Genomic DNA, 22,416 nt, shown 5'->3' with positions numbered 1-22,416 from the left:
ACGCTCATTTAAGTTTTATTTTTATGCTCCTTTTTTCTCTTTTCTATTTTTAGCATATTCTGCCACAGCTGTAAAAAGCACATCCGTAGAAGAATTTAGTGCTGTTTCACAAGAATCTTGTATAACCCCTACTATAAATCCTACTCCTACTACTTGCATTGCTATATCGTTTGATATACCAAATAAGCTACAAGCTAGAGGTATTAAAAGTAGTGACCCTCCTGCTACTCCAGATGCTCCACAAGCACTTACTGCTGACATTAAACTAAGCAATAATGCCATACCCATATCTACTTCTATTCCTAAAGTATTGACTGCTGCTAATGTTAATACTGATATTGTTATAGCAGCTCCTGCCATATTTATAGTTGCTCCTAGTGGTATTGATACTGAGTATGTATCTTTATTTAAATTTAATTCTTCACATAGCTTCATGTTTACTGGTATATTTGCAGCTGAACTTCTTGTGAAAAATGCGGTTATTCCACTATTTTTCAAACATTTAAACACTAAAGGATATGGATTTTCTCTCATGTATACATAAGCTATTATAGGATTTACTACTAATGCTATAAATGCCATACATCCTATTAATACTACTATCAAATGTCCATAACTAAGAAGTGATTCTATTCCTTGTGTTGCTATAGAATTAAATACCAATCCCATTATACCAAGTGGTGCAAAATTTATTATCCACCTTACAACCGTTGATAGAGCATCTGATACATTTGATATTACTAATTTTGTTGAACTTGAGGCATTTTTTAAAGCTAATCCTAGCATTAATGACCATGATAATATACCTATATAATTTGCATTTAAAAGTGCACTTACTGGATTATCAACCACATTCATTAGTAATGATTTTAATACTTCTACTATACCTTCTGGTGGTACAACATCTTTAGCTCCCTCTACTAATGTTAATGTTGTTGGAAATATAAAACTTCCCACTACTGCTGTTAATCCAGCTAAAAATGTTCCTAACAAATAAAGTACTAAAATTGATTTCATATTTGTTTGCTGACCTTTTTCATGGCTAGATATCGCTGACATTACTAAGAAAAATACAAGAATTGGTGCTACTGCTTTTAATGCCCCTACGAATAAAGAACCAAAAATCACTATTGGACTTGCTATGTCTTTAGCTGTAAGCGCAAGTATTATTCCTATTATCAGTCCTATTAATATTCTTTTTACCAAACTTATTTTATTCCATTTGTTTATTAAACCCTTCATGATCTCCCCCTTTTTCTTTCTTCTATTTTTAGTTCTTATAGAGTATATATGCTTTTTTACTAATCCTATTCTATTTATTTTTAACTTTATATATAAAGTTAAGTAATGATTTGATTGTATAGATTCTAAATTTGGTAATAGTTAATTTTTATAATATTTTTTGAATTTTTAGATATGTTTTTTTGATGTGCTTTAGGGTAAGTACACTACTAATAACAAATTTTATAAAAAAGGAAGCGATTTTTATGTTTGATTTACTAAACAAAATAGTTAATGAAAACAAAAAATACATAAAAAATGGTCATGTAGCTACCTATATACCAGCACTTGCTGAAGTTGATGAAAACCAGCTTGGTGTAGCTATTGTAGATTTGAGAGATTGCAATTGTAAGGAATACTTTGCTGGAGATTATAATAAATCTTTTGCAATAGAAAGTACTTCTAAGGTCATAGCTCTTATAATGGCTATGATGGATAATTCACCACAGTATGTTTTTAGAAAAATAGGGGTTGAGCCTAGTGGTTTTGCTTTTAATTCTATTCTTAATATGAAAATAAATAATAAGCCTTATCCATCTAATCCATTTATAAATGCAGGTGCTATTATTGTTAATTCACTTATAATGGGTAAAAATAGTAATGAGAAAACCAATAGAATATTAGAATTTACTAGAAAGTTAACTAACAATCCTAATATTCATGTAATTGAAGATATTTATTTATCTGAAAAAAGAACTGGTGATATAAATAGGTCTTTAGCTTATTACATGAAGGGGCATGGCCTAATTGATAATGTTGAAGATGTTTTAGACTGTTATTTTAGACAATGTTCTATTTCTGTTACTGCTATAGATTTGGCAAGGATTGGGGCTATTTTAGCTAACAAAGGAGTCAGTCCTTTTACTGGCGAAATGATTATACCTAGAGATATTTGTACTATTGTTAAGTCTATAATGGTTACTTGTGGCCTTTATGATGAATCTGGTGATTTTGCAGTACATATTGGAATACCTGCTAAATCTGGTGTTGGCGGTGGTATACTTGCTACTGTACCTAATAAAATGGGAATAGGTGTATTTGGACCTTCACTTGATGCTATGGGTAATAGTGTTGCTGGTGTTAAGATTTTACAACAGTTGTCTAACGAGCTAGTTTTAGATATATTTGATTAAATTAAAAAGATGCTTAAAATAATTATTTTAAGCATCTTTTTATGATTGTATGTTAAGCATATAGATTATTATGTAATCTATTAATTTTCTCTATTGTTGTTTTTTCTCACTTAGCTCTTCTATTAAAATATCAAAACCTCTATTATTATTTATTGATTTAACATATGCAGTTCCTATATTACTATTAAGACTAACTATATTTACTGGCTCATTTTGATAATATACTACGATATTTTCCTTTTGCTTTGAGTTCATTATCTCTGCTGCTCTTCTTAATTGCATGATGTTCCTCCTAAATGTTGTTTTAGTCTTAGTTTTTCATTTTTAAATTATTTTATTCTTACATACATATCATAATCCTATATATATCTTTAATATGTTTAATCATATTCCAGTATACTTTTATTTCATCTGCTGCTTTAAATAAATCTCTTTGTCATTCCATAACTCTACTTGTCTATTTATCTTTTCTTGAAGCTCTTTTTGGGTACTTGCCTTTATAATTTTAGTTTCTTTTAAATAAGTATTTTCTATAACTTGTAAACAATTATGTTTCTTTAGCATAATTCCTCCTAAAAACTTTTACATTAGTTTTTTCAAAATTTATTCTATTTATCCATGATTTATCCTTCTAATATTTTAATATTACCATCTGCATATCGCTTTATATGAAACTATTATAAGTTTAGTTGATATATACATTTGTAATTCCTTTTTTATATGTATAATATATATATAACTTACATTCGATAAACTTTGGTGAATTCAAAGAGATTTATTGCAAGATAAATGTGATTTTTTATTGTTATATAAAAAATCACTTATATACAAATTTAATAGTTTTTTGTAAATTTGATAGATACTATTTTTTATTTCGAACTTAATTAAAAGAGTTGAAAATAGACATTTTTAAATAGGGGTGGTATTATGAAAAAAATAAGTAAAAAGCCTAAAAATCTTTTGCAATACATTTTTTTAATCCTTTTAATGACAGTAACCACTTATTTAGTCGCTAGTACATTAGATATAAATATTTTATCTGATATTTTAAAAGTAATTGATTATAAGTATATAGCTGTTGGATTTTTATTAATGATTTCATATATAATTTTAGAAGGTTATATTTTAAGAGTTATAATAAACTCTATACATGGAGCTAAAACCAAATTTTTAGGATATAAAGTAGGTATATTAGGTCTTTATTATAACTTAGTTACTCCTATGGCATCTGGTAGTCAACCTATGCAAGTTTATGAGTTATCAAAATCTAATATATCAGCTAGCAAAGCTGTTGCAGTTGTCTCTAATAAAACTGTTATATATCAAATTATGGTAACTTTATATTGTATTTTTTTAATGGCTTTTAATGTAGATGTTCTTAAATCTACTTTAAAACCTGTACTTACTTTCATTGCTATGGGTATGTCTCTTAATATAGTTACTTTATGCTTCGGATTTTTTATAGTTTATAGACCAACTCAAACTAAAAAGTTTGTTCACTTTATTTTTAATTTATTAAGTAAAATTAAATTTTTAAAATTTTTAGATAACAAACGACCAAAAGTGAATAGCTTTATAGATGAGTATAATTTTTCCATCAAATCCTTTATAAAGGATAAGAAAGCTTTGTTTAAATCTACATTACTTACAATTGTTCAGCTTACTATTTACTTTAGTATAGCATTTTGTATATATAAAGCTCTTAGATTAAGTGGTGCTTCTTATTTTTATATGCTGTCACTACAAGTCTTTTTATATATGGCGGTTTCTGCTATGCCTACACCAGGCAATGTTGGTGCTAATGAAATAGCATTCTTTACAATATTTGGTGGTATATTCTCTAAAGCTATTATTGGTTATTCTGTATTCTTATATGGAATATTTGTATATTATTTTATTTTAATAGTTTGTGGATTATTTACTATATTATCTCAAGGTAATGTATTTAGAAAAATAAGATTATGGCTTAGATTTGCAAAGTATAAAATGAACACGGCTACTAGTAAGTAGTAGATTCTAATATAAAAATCCAACAGCTTTTACTGTTGGATTTTTATATTTATTTAAAATTACATAATTTATTAATTTATCATATTTATTTTATTACTTTAAAGTTAGTTGTTAAGTTTATATTAGCTTTTTTTCTTATTTTTTCTGCTTGATTCTTTACTTTTTCTAAAAGCTCTACCTCATCTAATACTAATATTTCTTTTTCTTTCATTAACCACTTACCATCACATATTGTTGATTCAATATTTTCACTACTCATAGAGTATACTATATTTCCTATTGGATTATGCATTGGCAGTGAATGTATAGTGTTTGGGTTAAGTATTATCATATCTGCTTTTTTACCAACTTCAAGACTTCCTATTTCCTTTTCTAATAATGCACACTTTGCACCGTTTATAGTAGCCATTTCTAATACTGTCTCTGCATTTACAACTTCTGGGTTTAACGTTCTACCTTTATGTATTAATGATGTTAGGTACATATCTCTCATCATGTCCATTCTATTGTTTGACGGAGCTCCATCTGTTCCTATTGATACAGGTATTCCCTTTTCTAACATTTCAGGTACTGATGCAAACCCTAATACTACTTTCATAGCTGCTGCTGGATTATGTGAAACTTTAACATCATAGAATCTAAATAGCTCTATTTCTCTTTCTGTTAACCATACTGTATGAACAGCCAATAAATTTTTATCTAGCACTCCTAATTTATTTAGATGTTCTACTGTTGTAAGCCCTGCTCTAAGCTTTGCAAATTCAACTTCATCTTCTATTTCAGCAACATGCATATGTATACCTGTTTTGTATTTATCTGCTAATTGTTTAGTTTTAAGTATTAATTCATCAGAGTTATTAAATATTGTTCTAAGAGCAAACCATATTTTTACCCTTTCATTAGATGTATTGTTATATTTATTATATAACTCTTCTTGTGTATCTAATTCTTCTTGTGCAGCTTTATCAAATGCTTTAGGTAATCCTTCCCCCTCATCCATTACTGATTTTGCTAAACATGCTCTTATTCCTGTTTTATTTACTGCTTCTACCATTGCATCTACATATTGTCCGCCTGATTCTAAGAAAGTTGTTACTCCTGAACGTATTAATTCTATACAGCAAGCTGTTGATGATATTAATGAATCTTCATAATCAAAACTACTTTCATAAGGCCATACTCGTTCTCTTAACCAAGTTAATAAATTTACATCATCTGCTATTCCTCTGCCTAGTTGTTGAGACAAATGAACATGAGTATTTACTAATCCTGGCATAAGTATTTTCCCTTTTGCATCATACACTTCTGCACCAGAACTTACTATACTTTCATCAAAATTTCCAACTGCCTTTATTTTATTATCTTCTATTAACAGTTTGCCATTTTCATAAACTTCCCTTTGTCCATTCATTGTTATCAAATATGCATTTTTTATAAGTATCTGCTTCATAATAAACTCCCTTTTTCTCATTTTTTAAAATTATATATTAATTACGAACATTTTTCAATATTTTAAACTTAAAATACGATTTATTTATTTATTATTTTTATTTAATACATCATACTTATTGAATATTTTTTATTAGTATATCATATTTTGTATTTTTTTATAAAAAACTGTTGTATTTTATATAAGTTTTATATTAAAATAAAATCAATCAATGAACATTGGAGGTAAAATATGAGGTTTAAGAAAATATTGACAGCAGGGGTTGTTTTATCATTGATGTCTTTTGCTCTTGTGGGATGTAGTTCAAGTAGTGGTAGTAAAGAATCTGATACTTTAAAGATAACTATGATATCTGACTTAGGTGGTATAAATGACCAGTCTTTTAATCAATCAGCTTGGGAAGGACTGCAAAAAGCTGAAAAAGAGCTTGGAGTTGATGTTGAAGTCATACAATCTAAACAAGTGTCTGATTATGCTCAAAATGTTGAAACAGCTGTAGATAATGATTCTGACTTAGTAATTGGTATAGGTTTTCAAATGGATGAAGCTATAAGAGAAGCTGCTGAAAACTATCCAGATCAAAAATTCGCTATTATAGATCATTCTTATGAAAAGCAACCAGCAAATGTAAACTCTATAATGTTTAATGCTGAAGAAGCATCTTATTTAGTAGGATTAATAGCTGGTATGAAAACTGAAACTAATACTGTTGGTTTTATAGGGGGTACTAAAAATCCAATAATAGAAAGTTTTGAGTATGGTTTCTTAGCAGGTGTTGATGATGCAGGAAAGGGTACTAAAGTTTTAAGACAATATGCAGATACTTATTCAGATGCGGCTAAAGGAAAAGCTATTGCTAATCAAATGCATTCAAATAATGTAGATATAATATTTACAGCAGCTGGAGATACTGGTTCGGGGGCTATAGAAGCTGCTAGAGAAAATAATAAAATGGCAATAGGTGTTGATAAAGACCAAAACTCTTTAGCACCTGACAATGTTATAACTTCTGCTATTAAAAGGGTTGATATGGTAGTATATAATACGGTTAAAGATTTAGTTAACGGAGATTTTAAAGGTGGGGAAATAAGTGTTTTCGGAATTAATGAAGATGGAGTTGGAATAGCTCCTACTACTGAGAAAAATGTTAATGAAGAAATTTTAGCATTTGTTAAAGAACAAACTGAAAAAGTGAAAAAGGGAGAAATAACTATTCCTGTTAACCAAAAGGAATATGATAATAGAAAATAATATTTAAAATATATATGACATTTTAGGAGGATTTAGACATGGGATTAACACCACATAACGCTGCAAATTTAGGAGATATAGCTGAAACTATACTTTTACCTGGAGATCCATTAAGAGCTAAATTTATAGCTGAAAATTTTTTAGAAAATGCAGTTGAGTATAATACGGTTAGGGGAATGTACGGATATACAGGATATTACAAAGGTAAAAGAATATCAGTTCAAGGTACTGGTATGGGTGGACCTTCTATGGGAATATATTCTTATGAATTAATACATTTTTATGGTGTTAAAAATCTTATAAGAATAGGTTCTGCTGGTGCTTTAAATAGCAATCTAAAAATACATGATATAGTTATAGGTATGGCAGCTTGTACTGATTCAAATTACGGATCTCAGTATAATTTACCTGGTACATTTGCTCCAATAGCTAGTTTTGAGTTAGTAAAAAAAGCTCATGATATAGCTTTAGAAAAGGGAATAACTCCAGTAGTCGGTAACATATTCTCTAGTGATGTTTTCTACAACGACGGCGGTTTAGATGCATTAAAATCATGGAGTAAGATGAATGTATTAGCTGTTGAGATGGAAGCTGCTGCTTTATATATGAACGCTGCTCGTGCAGGAGTTAATGCATTATGTATGTTAACAATATCTGATTTACCTTTTGAAGGTATTGCTACTACTGCTATGGAAAGACAAACTGCTTTTACTAAAATGATGGAAATTGCTTTAGAATTAGCTTAATGTTATTATCTATGAAATTATTTCTTTAAGCACTACAATCATGATATAATACCTAAATTTTTACAATCAATTTCAAATTAAATTAAAAAGCTATATAAACTTTAAGTTTATATAGCTTTTTAATTTAATTTTATGAAGACTATCTTTTAATTGAGATATGACTTTACGTATTAATTATTAATTCTAAATATACCCCACATACCTGATTCTATATCCCATCTTATAAGCCCAGATCTATATAAATAGTCCCCAGGTATCATGGATGCTCCATTTAGTAATTCTATATTAAACACATTTCCTATATTCATAGCTCCTTGAGCTGATATGATTCTTGTAAATGGGTCTTCTGGTTGGGCTTTCCATTCATGTCCATGAAGTACAAAGCAAGTATTTCTAGGCTTATCGGCTGGCATTAGAAGTCTTATTATAACTTTTTCTCCTGGTGAAGCTTCAAATATTGGTGTAGCTGGATCTCCATGAACTTTAGAGCTAAATATTTTTGATATATCATAGTTAGGATTATATTTTAATCTATTAAAAAATCTTTCTGATCTGTAATTAAATCCTTTTTCACCTCTATCTTCAAAATCTACTGGTTCAGGTACTTCACCATCTTCATTTACTTGATTAGTTTTTATTAAATTACCATGTGCATCCAAAAGTCTTATTCCATTGTGCATAAACATTACAAACTCTCTAAATTGTTCATTTCCATCTACATATACTGTTACTTGTTCTTTATAATTGTTTTTATATCCATTATTGCTAGAACTACGTATTTGTGATCCTTCTGGCTCTATTATTATTGCTCCAAATAAACCATGATATCTATGATTTCTTATATCTGTAAATGATGATAATAAGCAAGTTCCATATTCTTCATCTGCGTACCATAAATATTCTATACTTTCTCCAGGTCCTACAGTTTGATCTACATCGTTATATCCTATATTTATACCACTACTATTTATTGGATCAAATTTTAAAAATTGTGGGCTAATTCCTACCCTCATAGACGGCTTAATTTCTTTATCCACTGGTACTCCTGGAAAATCTTGGTATGGTATTGGTTTAGTGAATAAATTAGTTAAAGTTACTTTTATATATTCACCTTTATTTGCTCTTAATATTAATGGAATTGGTTCCATCGTTCCATTAATTATAGCATCTTTGTGTTCATATGGCACAAATAACAATCCATCTGGATCATGATCTTTAAAATTATTATATAGTATATCTTTTTGGATGGCTGCTATATGAAACTCTCTAGTGATTATATTTTTATTTTTCATTGTATCCATATTATTTATACAATTATTATTATTACCTATAGGCAATAATTTTTCAGTTTTATCTTTATAAACTCTTATTATTCCCCATAAACCTAACCAGAAATCATCTTGTCCTCCAAAGTAATAAATATAATCACCTGCTTTATAGTCATCTGTTATTTTTATATTAAATGCTTCTGATATTCCTAATGTTTGAGATTGAACTAATGGTGATTTTTTATCTGTTATTTCTTTTCTCCACTTCATTCCATTTATATTAAATGCATGTTGCTCTTCTTGTGCTCCATCTAATAATCTTATTACAATTTCATCTCCTGGATATGTTTCTAGTAATGGTGTCACTGGGTCACCATGTACGTTAGAACTAAATACATAAGCTGGATCATTAAATACATGATTTGGGTCATTACCATTTAATCTTTCTCTTAAGGGTTCGCATTTATAATTTATGCCCATAACACCTGGATCATCATGTGACCCTGAAAATGGCGGTGGATTTAATGGATTTTTATCTTTATCAAATAGTAATGCAAAGTCATGAACAAATAATCCAAACTCCCTGAAAGTTCTACCTGAAGGTGTTTTTATTACTGCTTTTGTCCCATATTTTATTGGATTACCTGTTTTCGGATCATGGTATGTGGATCCTTTAGGTTCTATTATAAGACTTCCAAACACTCCATGTTGTTGATGTGAATTTGGATTAAGATGGTCGTGGAAGAAACAAGCATTTAATTCTTCATTAGCATAATATCTTTCTACTATAGTTTCTCCATAAAAAACAGAAGCCATATTATTATATCCATTTGCACCACCATCTGAAGCTATAACATCAAACTTAACTAAATGTATATGAAAGCCTACATTATCAGTTAAAGTTTCTAATTGAAATTCTGTTTTCGGTAATGTTTCTGGTAAGAAATTAGTAAGTCTAACTTCTATACAATCACCCTCATTAGCTCTTATAACTAATGGCTCTACATTAATCTCTTCATTTTCTATTCCAGCTACATACATTTTAGCTAACTTTTCTTTATTTTCATCTGTCATCTTATGTCCTGTATATTCTTCTATTTGCTCTTTCATAACATAAAATCTTCCATATGGATCATTCCACCCTGCATTGTTATATATCAATTTTGCTTGTAGTGCAAATAGTTCAAAAATAGCATCTGGCTCTTTAAAGTAGCATTTACTTGTATCTGGACAAGGTTGAGTGTATAAAGCTCCTCTAGTAACATCCTTCGAAAGGTTTGCTCTTTCAATATCAGTTGGGCACATTTTATTTTGACCGTTTTGATTAAGTATTCCTAAAGGCGGCTGTTTTGCCCTTTCTTTAAACACTCCATTTATAAACCCTGGATACCCTGGATGGTCTAAATCTTTTTTAGGTGGTTTTTCTCTATCTGGTAAAGGATTTAGAGCTTTTATATAAGTTCCATCTGGATATAGTGGACGTATGATTTCTCCATTTTCAAGTATTACATCTTTGCCTGTTTCTAATCTATCAAATACTCTCCATAAAGACCACATTCCTTCATGAAAGTGAGGGTATAAATGACAATGCCATATGTGATCTCCTATAGACCCAGGTAAGCTTCCTGCTCCGTGTAATATATCTATAGTATGACTTTCTTGAGGGCTTACTGATATAGAGTCTATTATAGTAGAATTCGGATCATCTGGTTCTAACTTCCATTGATGTGTATGAAGATGGAATACATGTGTTTCTAATACACCTCCATGTATAAGTCTAAATTTTGAGGGGTCTCCTTTATATGCTCTTGGTATAAAAGTTGATGGATCTCCATAAGTCCATGAGCTCATAGAAACGTCTTCACCATCTACTAGCATATGATTAGGCTCTATTATATCTGTACGGCTGCAGCTATCCTCTGGATTAAAAGGATTACAACATTTAATACCTCTATCTTTTAGCGGTATTAAATTAGCTCTATTTACCATTGGCTCTGATCTATAACTGATAGCAGTTACTGCCATTGGTTGATTAGTATGAGGATCTATTATTTGATTTCCAAATCTATTTACAACTTCAAGTTCATCATGAAAATACACTGCATATTCTCTAAAACTTGGCTTAAATGGATTGTGTATATCAGCAAATATACCGCTTCGAAGTTCAGATCCATCTACAGGGTCTGTCCATGTAGATCCTTTAGCTTGTACTATAAGTGCTCCAAATAGGCCATGTATATTAGTTGCATCTTCACTAAATCTAGTATCTCCCATATCACTAAAGTAAAATATTCCTTCTCTATCTGCATACCATTCATATATTATCTTTTCACCTGGACCAACTGTAGAGTCTTCATTGTAACCTACATTAGCACCATCAGATTTTATATTTCTGTACTTAAGTCCTTGCATATGAATTGATAACCTTCTATTTTCATTGTGCTCAAACTCTATTCTTACTGTATCTCCGACATTTGCCCTTATTGTAAGAGGTTGAACTTCTTCTGTAGGTATTGGAAGTGGATCTCCTTTTTGATCTTTATTGTTGAAATTTTTCAAAGCCTTCTCTTTCACTTTCCCTTTATCTTCACTTAATATATACATCATTCCATTTGGATCATAGTCGCCAAAAAAGTCATATACAATCGGAATGGATAATACTGTAACATTAAATTTTCTAGTTATATTGTCAAAGTTATCACTATACACCTATATTCCTCCCTTAATTATGTGTTTATATATTAATATGATATATAGTTTCAAACAGTTACACTTTTATTGTTTTTTTGACATATTATAACCTTAGGAGAATTTAAGTAATTTATAATCTACTAATATATAAAAAGCCGTATCATTTGATTGTGATACGGCTTTTTTATTATTTTAATTTTTCATATATATTAGTTATTCTATTTATTACATATACATCTTATAAATTAGATAACTCATCATAACTTGATATAACTTTACTTACTATACCATAATCAACTGCTTCCTCTGCATTTAACCAGTAGTTTCTATCTGTATCTTTTTCTACCTTTTCTAAGGATTGTCCTGTAGCAGCACTAATTATATTATTAATTCTTTTTCGAACTCTTACTATCTCTTTTGCTTCTATATGTATATCTGTAGCTTGACCTCTACATCCACCTAATGGTTGATGTATCATATATCTAGTATTAGGCAGTGAATATCTGTCTTCTTTGTCAGCAGCAAGGTAAATTGTTATACCTGCACTTGCAACCCATCCAGTACCTATTATAATAACGCGAGGTTTAATAAACTTAATCATATCATGTATAGTATCCCCTGCTTCTACATGACCACCTTGACTATTAATAAATATCTTTATTGGTTCGTCTCCCATTTCCTGTAGGATTAATAATTGTGTTGCTACTTTTTCAGCCAACTCTTGGTTTATCTCTCCTGAAATGATTATTGATCTAGAATTTAATAGTTTTTCTACTACTACACTAGATGTATCTTTTACATTCTTTTGATTTTCCCCTTGATTATTCATATGTTCCCCCTATTATTTAGTAAATTTAATAATCTGTTAATAATAAGTATAGCATAATTATTCTAAATTATATTTATATTTTAATACTATATAAATATTTTCATATCCATAATAATATTAAAACTAAATCTTTTATAAAACTCATAATTAGTACTTTCTTTTTTGACATATTACACATAATACATTTATTTATAAGTTAAAAACCGCATCACTTATAGTGATATGTTTTTAACTACTTTGCTTCATTATATATAGTATTAATCGGAGGCTTTGATACAGATACATAATCGCCCTCATTTAATGAATTAATAGCTTCTATATCTTCATTTGAAATTTCAAAGTTAAATATGTCTATATTTTCTTTTATTCTATCTTCATTTGACGATTTTGGTATAGGTATAATTCCTCTTTGTATATGCCATCTCAATACTATTTGAGCTATTGTTTTTTTATATTTTTCTGATAAGTTTACCATTAAATCACTAGAAAATACCCTCCCCCTACTTATAGGGCTCCATGCAATAACTTGAATATTATTGTCTTTACAGTAATTTAAAATTTCATTTTTAGTACTAAAAGGATGAATTTCTACTTGATTTATCATTGGCATTATTTTTGCGCTTTTCTTTAGATCTTCTAAGTGATTTACTTTAAAATTGCATACACCTATAGCTTTTACTTTTCCTGTTTCGTATAAGTATTCAAATGCTTTCCATGTTTCATTATTTAATTTATTTGGCCAATGAATTAAATATAAATCTATATAATCTACTTGCAAATTATTTAGTGATTTATTGAAAGCTTCAATAGTTTTTTCATATCCATGGTCATCATTCCAAAGCTTAGTTACTAAAAATATTTCTTCTCTATTTATTTCACTATCTTTTATCCCTTTACCTATGCCAACTTCATTTCCATAAAAATAGGCAGTATCTATCATCCGATATCCTGCATTTAAAGCCTTTATTACTAATCTAGCCGTTTCTTCATCATTTCCTGACTTGTATGTGCCAAAACCAACTAAAGGTATTTTTACATCATTGCTTAATATTTTAAACTTTTCATGCATAATTAATTTTCCCCTTTTAATTAATATCTCACCTATTGATATATTATTTAAATCAATAAAAAAACATTGCCTAGATATATGCTTTTTTTGCATCATTTCATTATCATCTGAGTATTTAACTAGTTACCTTTTAAGTATAGATTACACATTAAATATTATCAATTCTATTTTCAAATTACTTATATATAAGAGAATATATTTTTAATCTACTTTGTGTTATACTATATGTCGTGAAATTCTTACATAAAAATACAAAATTTTACAATATATATTGTAAATATAGTTACTATTTATATAGCTCATAAGCTTAAGTAACTTCATTAACAAATAATTGAGATCATAGTAAGTTTTTTCTTATCAGATTTAAATCTAATAAAAAAAGAAGGTATGATATGGGTAAAATAAATTTTTTTATTACTAAGGAAAAATTAAATTCCAAGACTGGAATTTCGAATTTAAATTATAAATCTAATTTTTATGAATTTATATATTTTCATATACATATGGCTTCTTCATGAGTTTTTTAATGATGAATTGTATTTTATAAATTTTTTGATGAAGTTACATAAATCAACCATTTGAGTAGTATAAGTATGTATTTAGATATTATTAAACTAAAGTACTAAAATTAAGACATATATTTGATGGAGATATATATTATGAATCAGAGAGAAAGTGAATATTTATTAAGTGTTGCCCTTGAAATTGGAAAATCAATGTTAAGTGCTGGTGCTGAAATATGGAGAGTTGAAGATAGTATTAGACGTATTTGTAAGACTTATAGTATAGATAATGTAGAAATTTATGCTTTAACAACCTTAATAATTGCAACTATAAAGACTAAAGAAGGCTATCATTCTACTCAATCAGTAAGAATAGAAAAAGTATCAAATAACTTAGGAAAATTAGAGTCTTTAAATGAATTATCAAGATATATTTGTAAAAATGCCCCAAATATAAAAGATATTGAGTATATGACTAAAAAGGCTGTTTCCTCAGTCAATTCCGGCTATTATAGCTGTGTTGGATATATTTTATCTTCTCTATCCTTTGCTATATTTTTTGGAGGAAGCTTTTTAGATGGTATATTAGCAGGAGTAATAGGTGGGATTGTTTTCTTTATGGAAAAATATTGTAATTTGAATGGTTCTAATAATTTGATATATACAATGATTTTAAGTTTTATAACAGGATGTTTCGGAATAATTTTAGTTAAATTTGGACTAGGACAAAATGTAGATAAAATTATGATAGGAAATATAATGTTATTTATTCCTACATTAGCGCTAGTAAATGGTGTTAAAGATATATTTTATAGAGATATTATAGCCGGTCTTTATAGAATAATTGAGTCTGTCTTAATTGCGTTATCCGTTGCATTAGGATTTGGCTTATCTCTTGTAGTATTTGGTATTTTTCATATATAGTCTTGGAGGATTTTAATTATGGATAGTAATTTAATACAAATTATAACGGCTGTCTCTGGTACAGTTGGCTTTGCTATTTACTTTAATGTAGATAAGTCAAAGTTAATACCAATCTCATTTGGTGCATTTATTTCATGGATAATGTATTTATTCGTTTTGAATATGAGCAATAGTTTATTTCTAGCAAATTTTTTATCTGCTATATTGGTATGTATATATTCTGAGATTATGGCACGTGTGTTAAAAACACCAGCTAATATTTGTTTAATTCCTTCAGTTGTTCCATTACTTCCAGGTAGTAGCTTTTATTATACAATGTTAGCAGCAATAAGTATGAATATGAATGTATTTAGACAAAAGGGAATGGAAACTTTTATGATAATTTTAGGAATATCTCTTGGAATAGTTATTGGTTTTTTCATATTTGTACAATCATTAAAAGTTTTTCATAAAATTAAATCTTATAATCTTAGTTAAATGATTAAAATAAGTACAAAAAAGACCCTATATCGAAAACACGTAAAAGGTATTTATATGAGGTTTTTTCTGTATAATATTAAACTAGGGTATTTTGCTAATTAAAAAAGCTGACTCCTATTAAGTTTAGTAGTCAGCTTTTAGATACTTAATTATACTCTTTATTATATTAATTTTAATTTGATATTATTTCACTAAATATATTTATACTACATCATAAAGTTCATATATATCTGAAAACTCTAGCTGTATCTTTTGTATATCTACTTTGTAAACATTATTTACTATTTTTTTGCTATTTTCCTCTTCTAAAACTTCATTAGGTAATAAAATAGTAAACTCTGTTCCTCTTACCCCATCACTTTTTAAGTTTATATTACCACCCATTAACTCAACAATAGATTTTGTTATACTTAACCCTATTCCACTACCTTCATTTTCTCTTCTTAATGACTTATCACCCTGGACAAATCTATCAAATATCTTATTTTGAATCTCAATAGGTATACCGATCCCCTCATCCTTTACCTTGATACTTACCCACTTGTTTGTAGTTGATATATCTACTAAAATAATTCCACCATTATCACTAAATTTTATAGCATTTGATAATAAATTTAACATGACTCTTTCTATCATATCTGGATCACATTTTATGTTAAGCTCTTCTACATCTGTATCAAATATTACATCAATTTCTTTTACCTTAGCATAATTTACAACAGATGTACTTATCCCCTCAACAAGTCTTACTATATCATAGTTACTAAAGTCTGGAACTTTAAACCCTACTTCTAATTTAGTTATATCCACTATATTATCTATTAATCTAAGCATTCTTTTGCAATTTATATCTAAGCTATTTTTATATTTTAAGTATATTTCCTTAAAGTTATTTTTATCTAAGCTATAATTTAATAGTTGCATAGTTGAATATATTATATTTAAAGGAGTTTTAAGTTCATGACTTATATTAGCAAAAAATTCATTTTTCATTCTTTCTTCTTTTTTCATATTTTTATATTCTAATAAAGCTGTTTGCATTTTATACTTTTCAGATACATCCTTAATAATTACAACTTTATATCTCTTATCATTTTTTTTAAATAATTGTATAGATATATCTATGAATATATCTTCACCTTCTATGTATATTTCTTTGTTATAATGATCATATTTTTGTAAACATTCTTCTATTTCATAAAAAAATATTTTTCCCTTAAATATCTTGTCAATATTAAGTTTATATTCTCTATCACGGCATAAATAATCTGAATACTCTTCCTTCCTACTTGATATAGCCTTTTTATTTAAATATTTAATGTTATATTTTTCATCACAGATTATTATATTATTATGTTTACTTTCTTCTACTATACTAAAAAATAGACCTTTTTGCTCTTCTAGTTTTTTGTTTTTCTTTACATTTTCGCTAAGTTCTATAAATAACCCTAATATAAACATTATAAAACCTATATAAGTTATTGAAACTGATGTTAATCTAATTTCATCATTCGTATATATATAACTTGCTATAGAATATATAGACTTTGTTGCAAACATGAGTATACTAGATGCTATTACTCCATATATATATTCTTTTTCTGATATACTTTTTATATAAAAAATAACAGCTATAAATAAATATATAAAAAATAGTAGTATATTATATGCTATGAAAAATTCCATATTCATTATACTTTCTGAAATTTTGTAGTTATACTCTATATACGTAACCATAAAAGTGCTAATTACCACTATTATAAATGCTTTAACTTTATTTTCTATAATAAAGCCTTTAAGATTTTCCATGTTACTAATAGATATAAGTGCGATTACAACTCTTATAAACGTTGTCCCTATTGCAAGATATACCTCAACATTGTTACTTTCATAGTTTAATTGATTAGAAATACATATATCTAATAAAAAAACTATATACATTAGTGATATTAAAAATAACTCTTTTTTCTTATTGCTACTATATGATAGTAAACAACTTAAAACTCCTAATGCAGCTAAAATCGCATTGAAAAACCTTATAAACTCTGATCTTGTGAATTCAAAATTTGATTGTCCATCTATAAGTGATCCTAATCTTATTATATAAACCCCAAATACTATAATAGATATTAGAAATATAATTATCATATTATTTTTATTTTCTTCTCTTATATCCTCAAAAACATTAAAATTTTTCATTAAAATCCCCCTTCAATACTATGATATGTGATTATATCATATAAATTGTAAATTTTTGTTTTTAGATTATATTTAATAATATATCTTATTATTTACCATACTAAAAAACTATATATAAACATTAGATTTTATATATAGCTTCTTAGTTTATTTTTTTAATTTTATTATTCTAATCCCTTCATAAACTCCACCTATAATTATACCTAAAAAAAGCCCTAGCATTATTAAAAATTCGATTTCATAAGATTTTACTCCAACCCTAGTTGATAGTACATAAGTTACTAGAACTATTGATGGTACTGTTAAAAATACTATCCATCTAAATACTATCTTTTTCATCTATCTAGTTCCTTTGTTTTAAATATTATTAATAATATTTATGCTAAATTGTAAATATATTATTATAATTAAAAAGCTTTATAGTATATAAGAACTTTCATTATATAACTCATATATATCTGAAAATTCTAATTGTATTCTTTGTATATCTATATCATAATCTTTATGTATAACTTTATTTTGATTGTATTCTTTTAATACTTTATTAGGTAGCAAAATAGTAAATTCTGAACCTATATTTTCCTCGCTTTTTAAGTAAATTTTGCCATCCATCAGCTCAATTATAGATTTTACTATACTCAATCCTATGCCACTACCTTCATTTTCTCTTCTCAAAGATTTATCACATTGAACAAATCTATCAAATACCCTTGATTTAATATGAGAAGGTATACCGATACCTTCGTCCTTTACTTTTATTTTAACCCATTTTTTATTAGTTGATATATCTACTAGGATAGTACCACCTTTATTACTAAATTTTATAGCATTTGATAGCAGATTTAACATAACTCTTTCCATCATGTCTGGGTCTAATTTTATATCAAGTTCCTCTACATCTGTATCAAATATAACTTCTATATTTTTAATACTAGCATAGTTTATAACAGATGTAGTTATCCCCTCAACAATTCCCACTATATCATAGTTTCCATACTGAGGAACCTTATATCCTACTTCAAACTTAGTAACATCTACTATATTATCTATTAGCCTAAGCATTCTTTTACAATTTATATCTAAGCAACCTTTATACCTTAAGTATATATTTTTAAAATCACTTTTTTGTGTACTAGCCGTTAATAATTGCATAGTCGAGTATATTATATTTAATGGTGTCTTTAGTTCGTGACTTATATTAGCAAAAAATTCTGTTTTAATTTGTTCTTGTTGTCTTATATTTTCATACTCTAGTAATGCTTTTTCCATTTTGTACTTTTCAGATACATCCTTTAATCTTACCAACTTGTATATGGTGTTATTTTTTTCAAATTCCTGTATAGAAACATCTACTATCATATCATTTTCTTGTATGTATATACTTTCACTATAATTTTCATCTTTTCTAAGTTTTTTTTCAACTTTATCAAGGACTGATTTGCTTGAATGTATAAACTTTAAGTTATGTTTATCATTATCTCCTTTTGATTCTTTAATATTAAATGCTTTTAGGTTATTATTTCTAGCTCTTTTATTAGCATATTTTATATTGTATTCTTCATCACATATAACAATACTACTGTACTCATTTTCTTCTACTATTTTAAAAAATAAGTCCCTTTGTTCATCTAATTTTCTATTCATCTTTATATTTTGACTAAGTTCTATAAATAGACCTATTATAAATATAATAAAACCCATATATATTACCGATGTTGCAGTTAAGCTAATTTCTTCATTATGTTTTATCAAACTACTATAATCATATATAGATTTTATAGAAAACATTATGGCACTAAAACCTATTACCCCATATATATAATCTTTTTTAACTATACTTTTTATGAAAAATATCCCTGATATAATTAAATATATTATAAATAATGATATGTTATAATTTTTTATAAAATTAATATCTAGAAAATTATTATATAAATTATATTTATACTCTAAGTATATAAATAAAAACGTTATCAATACAATTATTGATGTAGCCTTTATTTTATTTTCATCAATTATATTTTTTAATTTTTCTAGGTTACTAGCTGCTATGCTCATAACTATAAGCCTTATAAAAGATGTTCCTATTGCAAAATATGTATATGTTTTATCACTTTTAATATATATTTGGTTTGATACAAATATATCTATAAAAAATATAGTGTACATTAATGCAACTATAAACAATTCCTTTTTTTTGTTACTATTATAAGATATAATACAACTTAAAATACCTAGTATTGACAAAACGGCATTGAAAAATCTTATAAAATAAGACCTGGTAAGCTCAAATGATACTCCCTCGTTTACAAGCAAATTTAACCTCATTATGTATAAGCTAAATATTATCATTGATATTAAAAGTATTATTACCATACTTATTCTTTTTTGTTCTATGGAATTATTAAAGACATTTCTCACTCTCACTAAAAGCCCCCTTTTATAAATATCTTTACCTAAATTATAACATATAAATTATTCTTTTAACATAAATTGACAAATGCTTTAATTTTTAGAATATGTTTTAATATAGTATTAATTTTTTTAAGATATAATAGCAGAGTATCCATGCCCTTTTTATATATCAATTTTATAATATTACGTTGTAGGTGTTAGTGTCATATTGTAGCCATGTTGTCTAGATAAATAAAAAAATGTTATAAATCTTTTAACATTTTCATTTTCTATATTTAGTTTTTTCATTTCCTTTTTTGCTACTCTTTCTAAAAAATCTATATGATTAAGATTAAATAACATAACCATTCCTGATGTAAAATTTACATCACCTATGCTTATTATTCTTGTAAATACCAAATGGTCTTTATCTAAAGTTCTTGAAAGAGATATATCTATTATATTTATTATTTCTTTTGTATTTATATCTTCTATTTTAATTTTAAAGTCTTTTTTATCTATATCTATTACTTTGTAAAGAGAAGTTTTTGAGTTTTTCATTGATTCTATAAGCTCTATTTCTGATTTGTCTTCTAATTTATGACTTTCTAGAAATAAGTCCACTCCGCTTTTATTATTTAGAGTTTTTTCATATAATATAAAGTCATGACAGTAGTCAAATTCTATATTCTTATCTAAATATACTCTATTATTTTTAAGTAATCCCATTATATTAATATCATTTAACCCTTTTTGGGTAGTTTCTAGATAATCAAATATTTTATCATTTAGTATCTTACTTATTTCTCTATATTCTCTGTATGACTTTATAGATTTTTTTGATTCTAGATAAAGTGTATTTATATCTATCAATTTTAAATCTCCTTTTTTCTTTTTATTGGTATTATGAACTTAATACTACAGATTATACAAATATATATCTTTAAATAAATTAAATTTAATATTTATCATATTGAAAATATATAGATATTACTATATAATAATTTAAGTTATAATAGATATTAGTATCTAGTGCTAAAACTAGATTAAAAAGGAGACATAATGAAAAAGACATCTAAGAAGAAAGTGTTATTTATAGCCATTATAATGGTGTTATCTCTACTAGGTGGTTCCTACTACTTAGGAAAACTAGTGTATGACGGATCTGTTGGTTCATCTGAAGTTAATAAAAGTGAAAATATAGTTGAAGTATTCTCTCAAAAACCTGATAAACCTTTAGATAAGTTAAAAAACTACAAACATGAAAATTTAATGATTAAAACTAAAAACAATTATAAAATAGAATCTTTACTTATAAAGTCTAATAAGAAAACTAATAACACTATAGTAATGGTTCATGGTATTGGTCGTTCTTATTATGATATGCTAAGATACTCTTTTAACTATTTAGATAATGGATATAACGTATTAGTATACAATCAAAGACACACAGGAAAAAGTGGTGGTGATGATTATAGTTTTGGACTTTATGAAAGATATGATTTAGATAGTGCTGTTAAATATATTAAGAAAATATACCCTGATGGAAAAATAGGTGTTCATGGATTTTCTATGGGAGCTGCTACTTCCACTATGCACGTTGCTTTAAATGAAAAGGATAAAAATGTTGATTTTTATATATTAGATTCCCCCTATTCTAAAATGGAAGATGCTGTTAGATTAGGTATCGAGGCAGAAAATATTCCTCTTATTCCTACTAGCTATATTAGTTTTTGGGGTGATATTTATACTAAGCTTCATTCTGGATTTAATTTTGATGATGTTATGCCTTATAAAGCTGTTGAAAATTCAACTGTTCCTATAATGCTTATTCATGAGAAAGGTGATAAGGTGTGTGCTTCTGATAATAGTGAAGAAATATATAAATCTATTCCTCATAACAAAAAAGAGCTTTGGATTATAGATGGTAATAATCATATTGGTGGATATGATGATACTGGTAATGAGTATTTTTTAGAATTTTTAAATTTATAGATAAGTACGCAAAATAATTATAGCACTTTATTGTATAAATAAAGCCTATTTTTCAAAGTTACAATTTTCCTAACTCAAAATTATTTTTTATAATTCTATCTCTATGATTTCTAGCGATTGATTTTATACTTATAAAATTCATTATATTAACTTCAAAGTATTATACTTTTTTGGTATAAATTTCAAAAATATA

The 22,416-nt window shown here is 27.0% G+C and carries 18 protein-coding genes; 7 read left to right on the top strand and 11 right to left on the bottom strand.

All coding sequences use genetic code 11. The features are described 5' to 3' along the window. Window positions 1–21: 21 nt before the first annotated feature. On the bottom strand, window positions 22–1,242 hold the full coding sequence (gene sstT, locus FRIFI_RS03090) for a serine/threonine transporter SstT (protein WP_092927080.1): 1,221 nt from the start codon (window positions 1,240–1,242) through the stop codon (window positions 22–24). A 245-nt stretch (window positions 1,243–1,487) separates the two neighbouring features. On the opposite strand from sstT, the gene glsA reads away from it, so the two are divergent. Beyond that, window positions 1,488–2,414 (top strand): glutaminase A, encoded by a 927-nt coding sequence (gene glsA / locus FRIFI_RS03085; RefSeq protein WP_166504946.1) that lies wholly within the window; start codon window positions 1,488–1,490, stop codon window positions 2,412–2,414. Window positions 2,415–2,504: 90 nt separating this feature from the next. Here the strand turns inward: glsA and FRIFI_RS03080 are convergent, their stop codons facing one another. Next, entirely contained in the window at window positions 2,505–2,696 is a 192-nt protein-coding gene (locus tag FRIFI_RS03080; protein ID WP_166504945.1) for a small, acid-soluble spore protein, H family, read from the bottom strand. A 120-nt stretch (window positions 2,697–2,816) separates the two neighbouring features. Further along, window positions 2,817–2,978, bottom strand: a complete 162-nt coding sequence (locus FRIFI_RS03075) for a hypothetical protein (protein ID WP_166504944.1) — start codon at window positions 2,976–2,978, stop codon at window positions 2,817–2,819. Between the two features lie 363 nt (window positions 2,979–3,341). Here FRIFI_RS03075 and FRIFI_RS03070 point away from each other — a divergent pair, with 363 nt between their 5' ends. Continuing rightward, on the top strand, window positions 3,342–4,424 hold the full coding sequence (locus tag FRIFI_RS03070; protein ID WP_166504943.1) for a lysylphosphatidylglycerol synthase transmembrane domain-containing protein: 1,083 nt from the start codon (window positions 3,342–3,344) through the stop codon (window positions 4,422–4,424). Window positions 4,425–4,509: 85 nt separating this feature from the next. Here the strand turns inward: FRIFI_RS03070 and FRIFI_RS03065 are convergent, their stop codons facing one another. Next, window positions 4,510–5,874 (bottom strand): amidohydrolase, encoded by a 1,365-nt coding sequence (locus FRIFI_RS03065; RefSeq protein ID WP_092927088.1) that lies wholly within the window; start codon window positions 5,872–5,874, stop codon window positions 4,510–4,512. A 231-nt stretch (window positions 5,875–6,105) separates the two neighbouring features. Between FRIFI_RS03065 and FRIFI_RS03060 the strand changes: the two genes are divergently transcribed. Then, window positions 6,106–7,125 carry a BMP family lipoprotein gene (locus FRIFI_RS03060; protein WP_092927090.1) on the top strand — a complete coding sequence of 340 codons (1,020 nt, stop codon included), beginning with the start codon at window positions 6,106–6,108 and terminating at the stop codon, window positions 7,123–7,125. 38 nt (window positions 7,126–7,163) lie between these two features. After that, window positions 7,164–7,871, top strand: a complete 708-nt coding sequence (gene deoD, locus FRIFI_RS03055) for a purine-nucleoside phosphorylase (protein WP_166504942.1) — start codon at window positions 7,164–7,166, stop codon at window positions 7,869–7,871. A 170-nt stretch (window positions 7,872–8,041) separates the two neighbouring features. Here the strand turns inward: deoD and FRIFI_RS03050 are convergent, their stop codons facing one another. From FRIFI_RS03050 to FRIFI_RS03040, 3 genes are all read right to left on the bottom strand, one after another. Next, on the bottom strand, window positions 8,042–11,848 hold the full coding sequence (locus FRIFI_RS03050; RefSeq protein ID WP_166504941.1) for a multicopper oxidase domain-containing protein: 3,807 nt from the start codon (window positions 11,846–11,848) through the stop codon (window positions 8,042–8,044). A gap of 220 nt (window positions 11,849–12,068) precedes the next feature. Next, a complete protein-coding gene (locus FRIFI_RS03045; RefSeq protein ID WP_092927096.1) occupies window positions 12,069–12,659 on the bottom strand; it encodes an ATP-dependent Clp protease proteolytic subunit in 591 nt (196 codons plus the stop codon). A 232-nt stretch (window positions 12,660–12,891) separates the two neighbouring features. Then, window positions 12,892–13,728 (bottom strand): aldo/keto reductase, encoded by an 837-nt coding sequence (locus tag FRIFI_RS03040; protein ID WP_092927098.1) that lies wholly within the window; start codon window positions 13,726–13,728, stop codon window positions 12,892–12,894. A gap of 659 nt (window positions 13,729–14,387) precedes the next feature. On the opposite strand from FRIFI_RS03040, the gene FRIFI_RS03035 reads away from it, so the two are divergent. Then, window positions 14,388–15,155, top strand: coding sequence for a threonine/serine exporter family protein (locus FRIFI_RS03035; RefSeq protein ID WP_166504940.1), 768 nt, complete (start codon window positions 14,388–14,390; stop codon window positions 15,153–15,155). Window positions 15,156–15,173: 18 nt separating this feature from the next. Then, entirely contained in the window at window positions 15,174–15,632 is a 459-nt protein-coding gene (locus FRIFI_RS03030) for a threonine/serine exporter family protein (protein WP_092927102.1), read from the top strand. Window positions 15,633–15,836: 204 nt separating this feature from the next. On the opposite strand, the gene FRIFI_RS03025 is transcribed toward FRIFI_RS03030, so the two are convergent. From FRIFI_RS03025 to FRIFI_RS03010, 4 genes are all read right to left on the bottom strand, one after another. Continuing rightward, the gene (locus FRIFI_RS03025) at window positions 15,837–17,834 is read right to left on the bottom strand and encodes an MFS domain-containing histidine kinase (RefSeq protein ID WP_092927104.1); all 1,998 of its coding nucleotides are present in this window, start codon (window positions 17,832–17,834) and stop codon (window positions 15,837–15,839) included. Window positions 17,835–17,981: 147 nt separating this feature from the next. Continuing rightward, window positions 17,982–18,173: a hypothetical protein gene (locus FRIFI_RS03020; RefSeq protein ID WP_092927106.1), complete on the bottom strand. Its 192-nt coding sequence runs from the start codon at window positions 18,171–18,173 to the stop codon at window positions 17,982–17,984. A 78-nt stretch (window positions 18,174–18,251) separates the two neighbouring features. Next, a complete protein-coding gene (locus FRIFI_RS03015; protein WP_092927108.1) occupies window positions 18,252–20,261 on the bottom strand; it encodes a sensor histidine kinase in 2,010 nt (669 codons plus the stop codon). A gap of 171 nt (window positions 20,262–20,432) precedes the next feature. Beyond that, on the bottom strand, window positions 20,433–21,101 hold the full coding sequence (locus tag FRIFI_RS03010) for a DUF7986 domain-containing protein (RefSeq protein WP_166504939.1): 669 nt from the start codon (window positions 21,099–21,101) through the stop codon (window positions 20,433–20,435). 189 nt (window positions 21,102–21,290) lie between these two features. Here FRIFI_RS03010 and FRIFI_RS03005 point away from each other — a divergent pair, with 189 nt between their 5' ends. Further along, window positions 21,291–22,223 (top strand): alpha/beta hydrolase, encoded by a 933-nt coding sequence (locus FRIFI_RS03005; RefSeq protein WP_166504938.1) that lies wholly within the window; start codon window positions 21,291–21,293, stop codon window positions 22,221–22,223. Window positions 22,224–22,416: the final 193 nt, after the last annotated feature.

The organism is Romboutsia hominis (genome assembly GCF_900002575.1).
Taxonomy (GTDB): domain Bacteria; phylum Bacillota; class Clostridia; order Peptostreptococcales; family Peptostreptococcaceae; genus Romboutsia_C; species Romboutsia_C hominis.
The sequence above is the reverse complement of the archived record's forward strand: the minus strand, read 5'-3'. Positions and strand labels throughout refer to the sequence as shown.

Excerpts from the sequence above, each read along its gene's own strand:
- sstT (WP_092927080.1), bottom strand. The coding sequence starts at position 1,242 with ATGAAGGGTTTAATAAACAAATGGAATAAAATAAGTTTGGTAAAAAGA.
- glsA (WP_166504946.1), top strand. The coding sequence starts at position 1,488 with ATGTTTGATTTACTAAACAAAATAGTTAATGAAAACAAAAAATACATA.
- FRIFI_RS03080 (WP_166504945.1), bottom strand. The coding sequence starts at position 2,696 with ATGCAATTAAGAAGAGCAGCAGAGATAATGAACTCAAAGCAAAAGGAA.
- FRIFI_RS03075 (WP_166504944.1), bottom strand. The coding sequence starts at position 2,978 with ATGCTAAAGAAACATAATTGTTTACAAGTTATAGAAAATACTTATTTA.
- FRIFI_RS03070 (WP_166504943.1), top strand. The coding sequence starts at position 3,342 with ATGAAAAAAATAAGTAAAAAGCCTAAAAATCTTTTGCAATACATTTTT.
- FRIFI_RS03065 (WP_092927088.1), bottom strand. The coding sequence starts at position 5,874 with ATGAAGCAGATACTTATAAAAAATGCATATTTGATAACAATGAATGGA.
- FRIFI_RS03060 (WP_092927090.1), top strand. The coding sequence starts at position 6,106 with ATGAGGTTTAAGAAAATATTGACAGCAGGGGTTGTTTTATCATTGATG.
- deoD (WP_166504942.1), top strand. The coding sequence starts at position 7,164 with ATGGGATTAACACCACATAACGCTGCAAATTTAGGAGATATAGCTGAA.
- FRIFI_RS03045 (WP_092927096.1), bottom strand. The coding sequence starts at position 12,659 with ATGAATAATCAAGGGGAAAATCAAAAGAATGTAAAAGATACATCTAGT.
- FRIFI_RS03040 (WP_092927098.1), bottom strand. The coding sequence starts at position 13,728 with ATGCATGAAAAGTTTAAAATATTAAGCAATGATGTAAAAATACCTTTA.
- FRIFI_RS03035 (WP_166504940.1), top strand. The coding sequence starts at position 14,388 with ATGAATCAGAGAGAAAGTGAATATTTATTAAGTGTTGCCCTTGAAATT.
- FRIFI_RS03030 (WP_092927102.1), top strand. The coding sequence starts at position 15,174 with ATGGATAGTAATTTAATACAAATTATAACGGCTGTCTCTGGTACAGTT.
- FRIFI_RS03025 (WP_092927104.1), bottom strand. The coding sequence starts at position 17,834 with ATGAAAAATTTTAATGTTTTTGAGGATATAAGAGAAGAAAATAAAAAT.
- FRIFI_RS03020 (WP_092927106.1), bottom strand. The coding sequence starts at position 18,173 with ATGAAAAAGATAGTATTTAGATGGATAGTATTTTTAACAGTACCATCA.
- FRIFI_RS03005 (WP_166504938.1), top strand. The coding sequence starts at position 21,291 with ATGAAAAAGACATCTAAGAAGAAAGTGTTATTTATAGCCATTATAATG.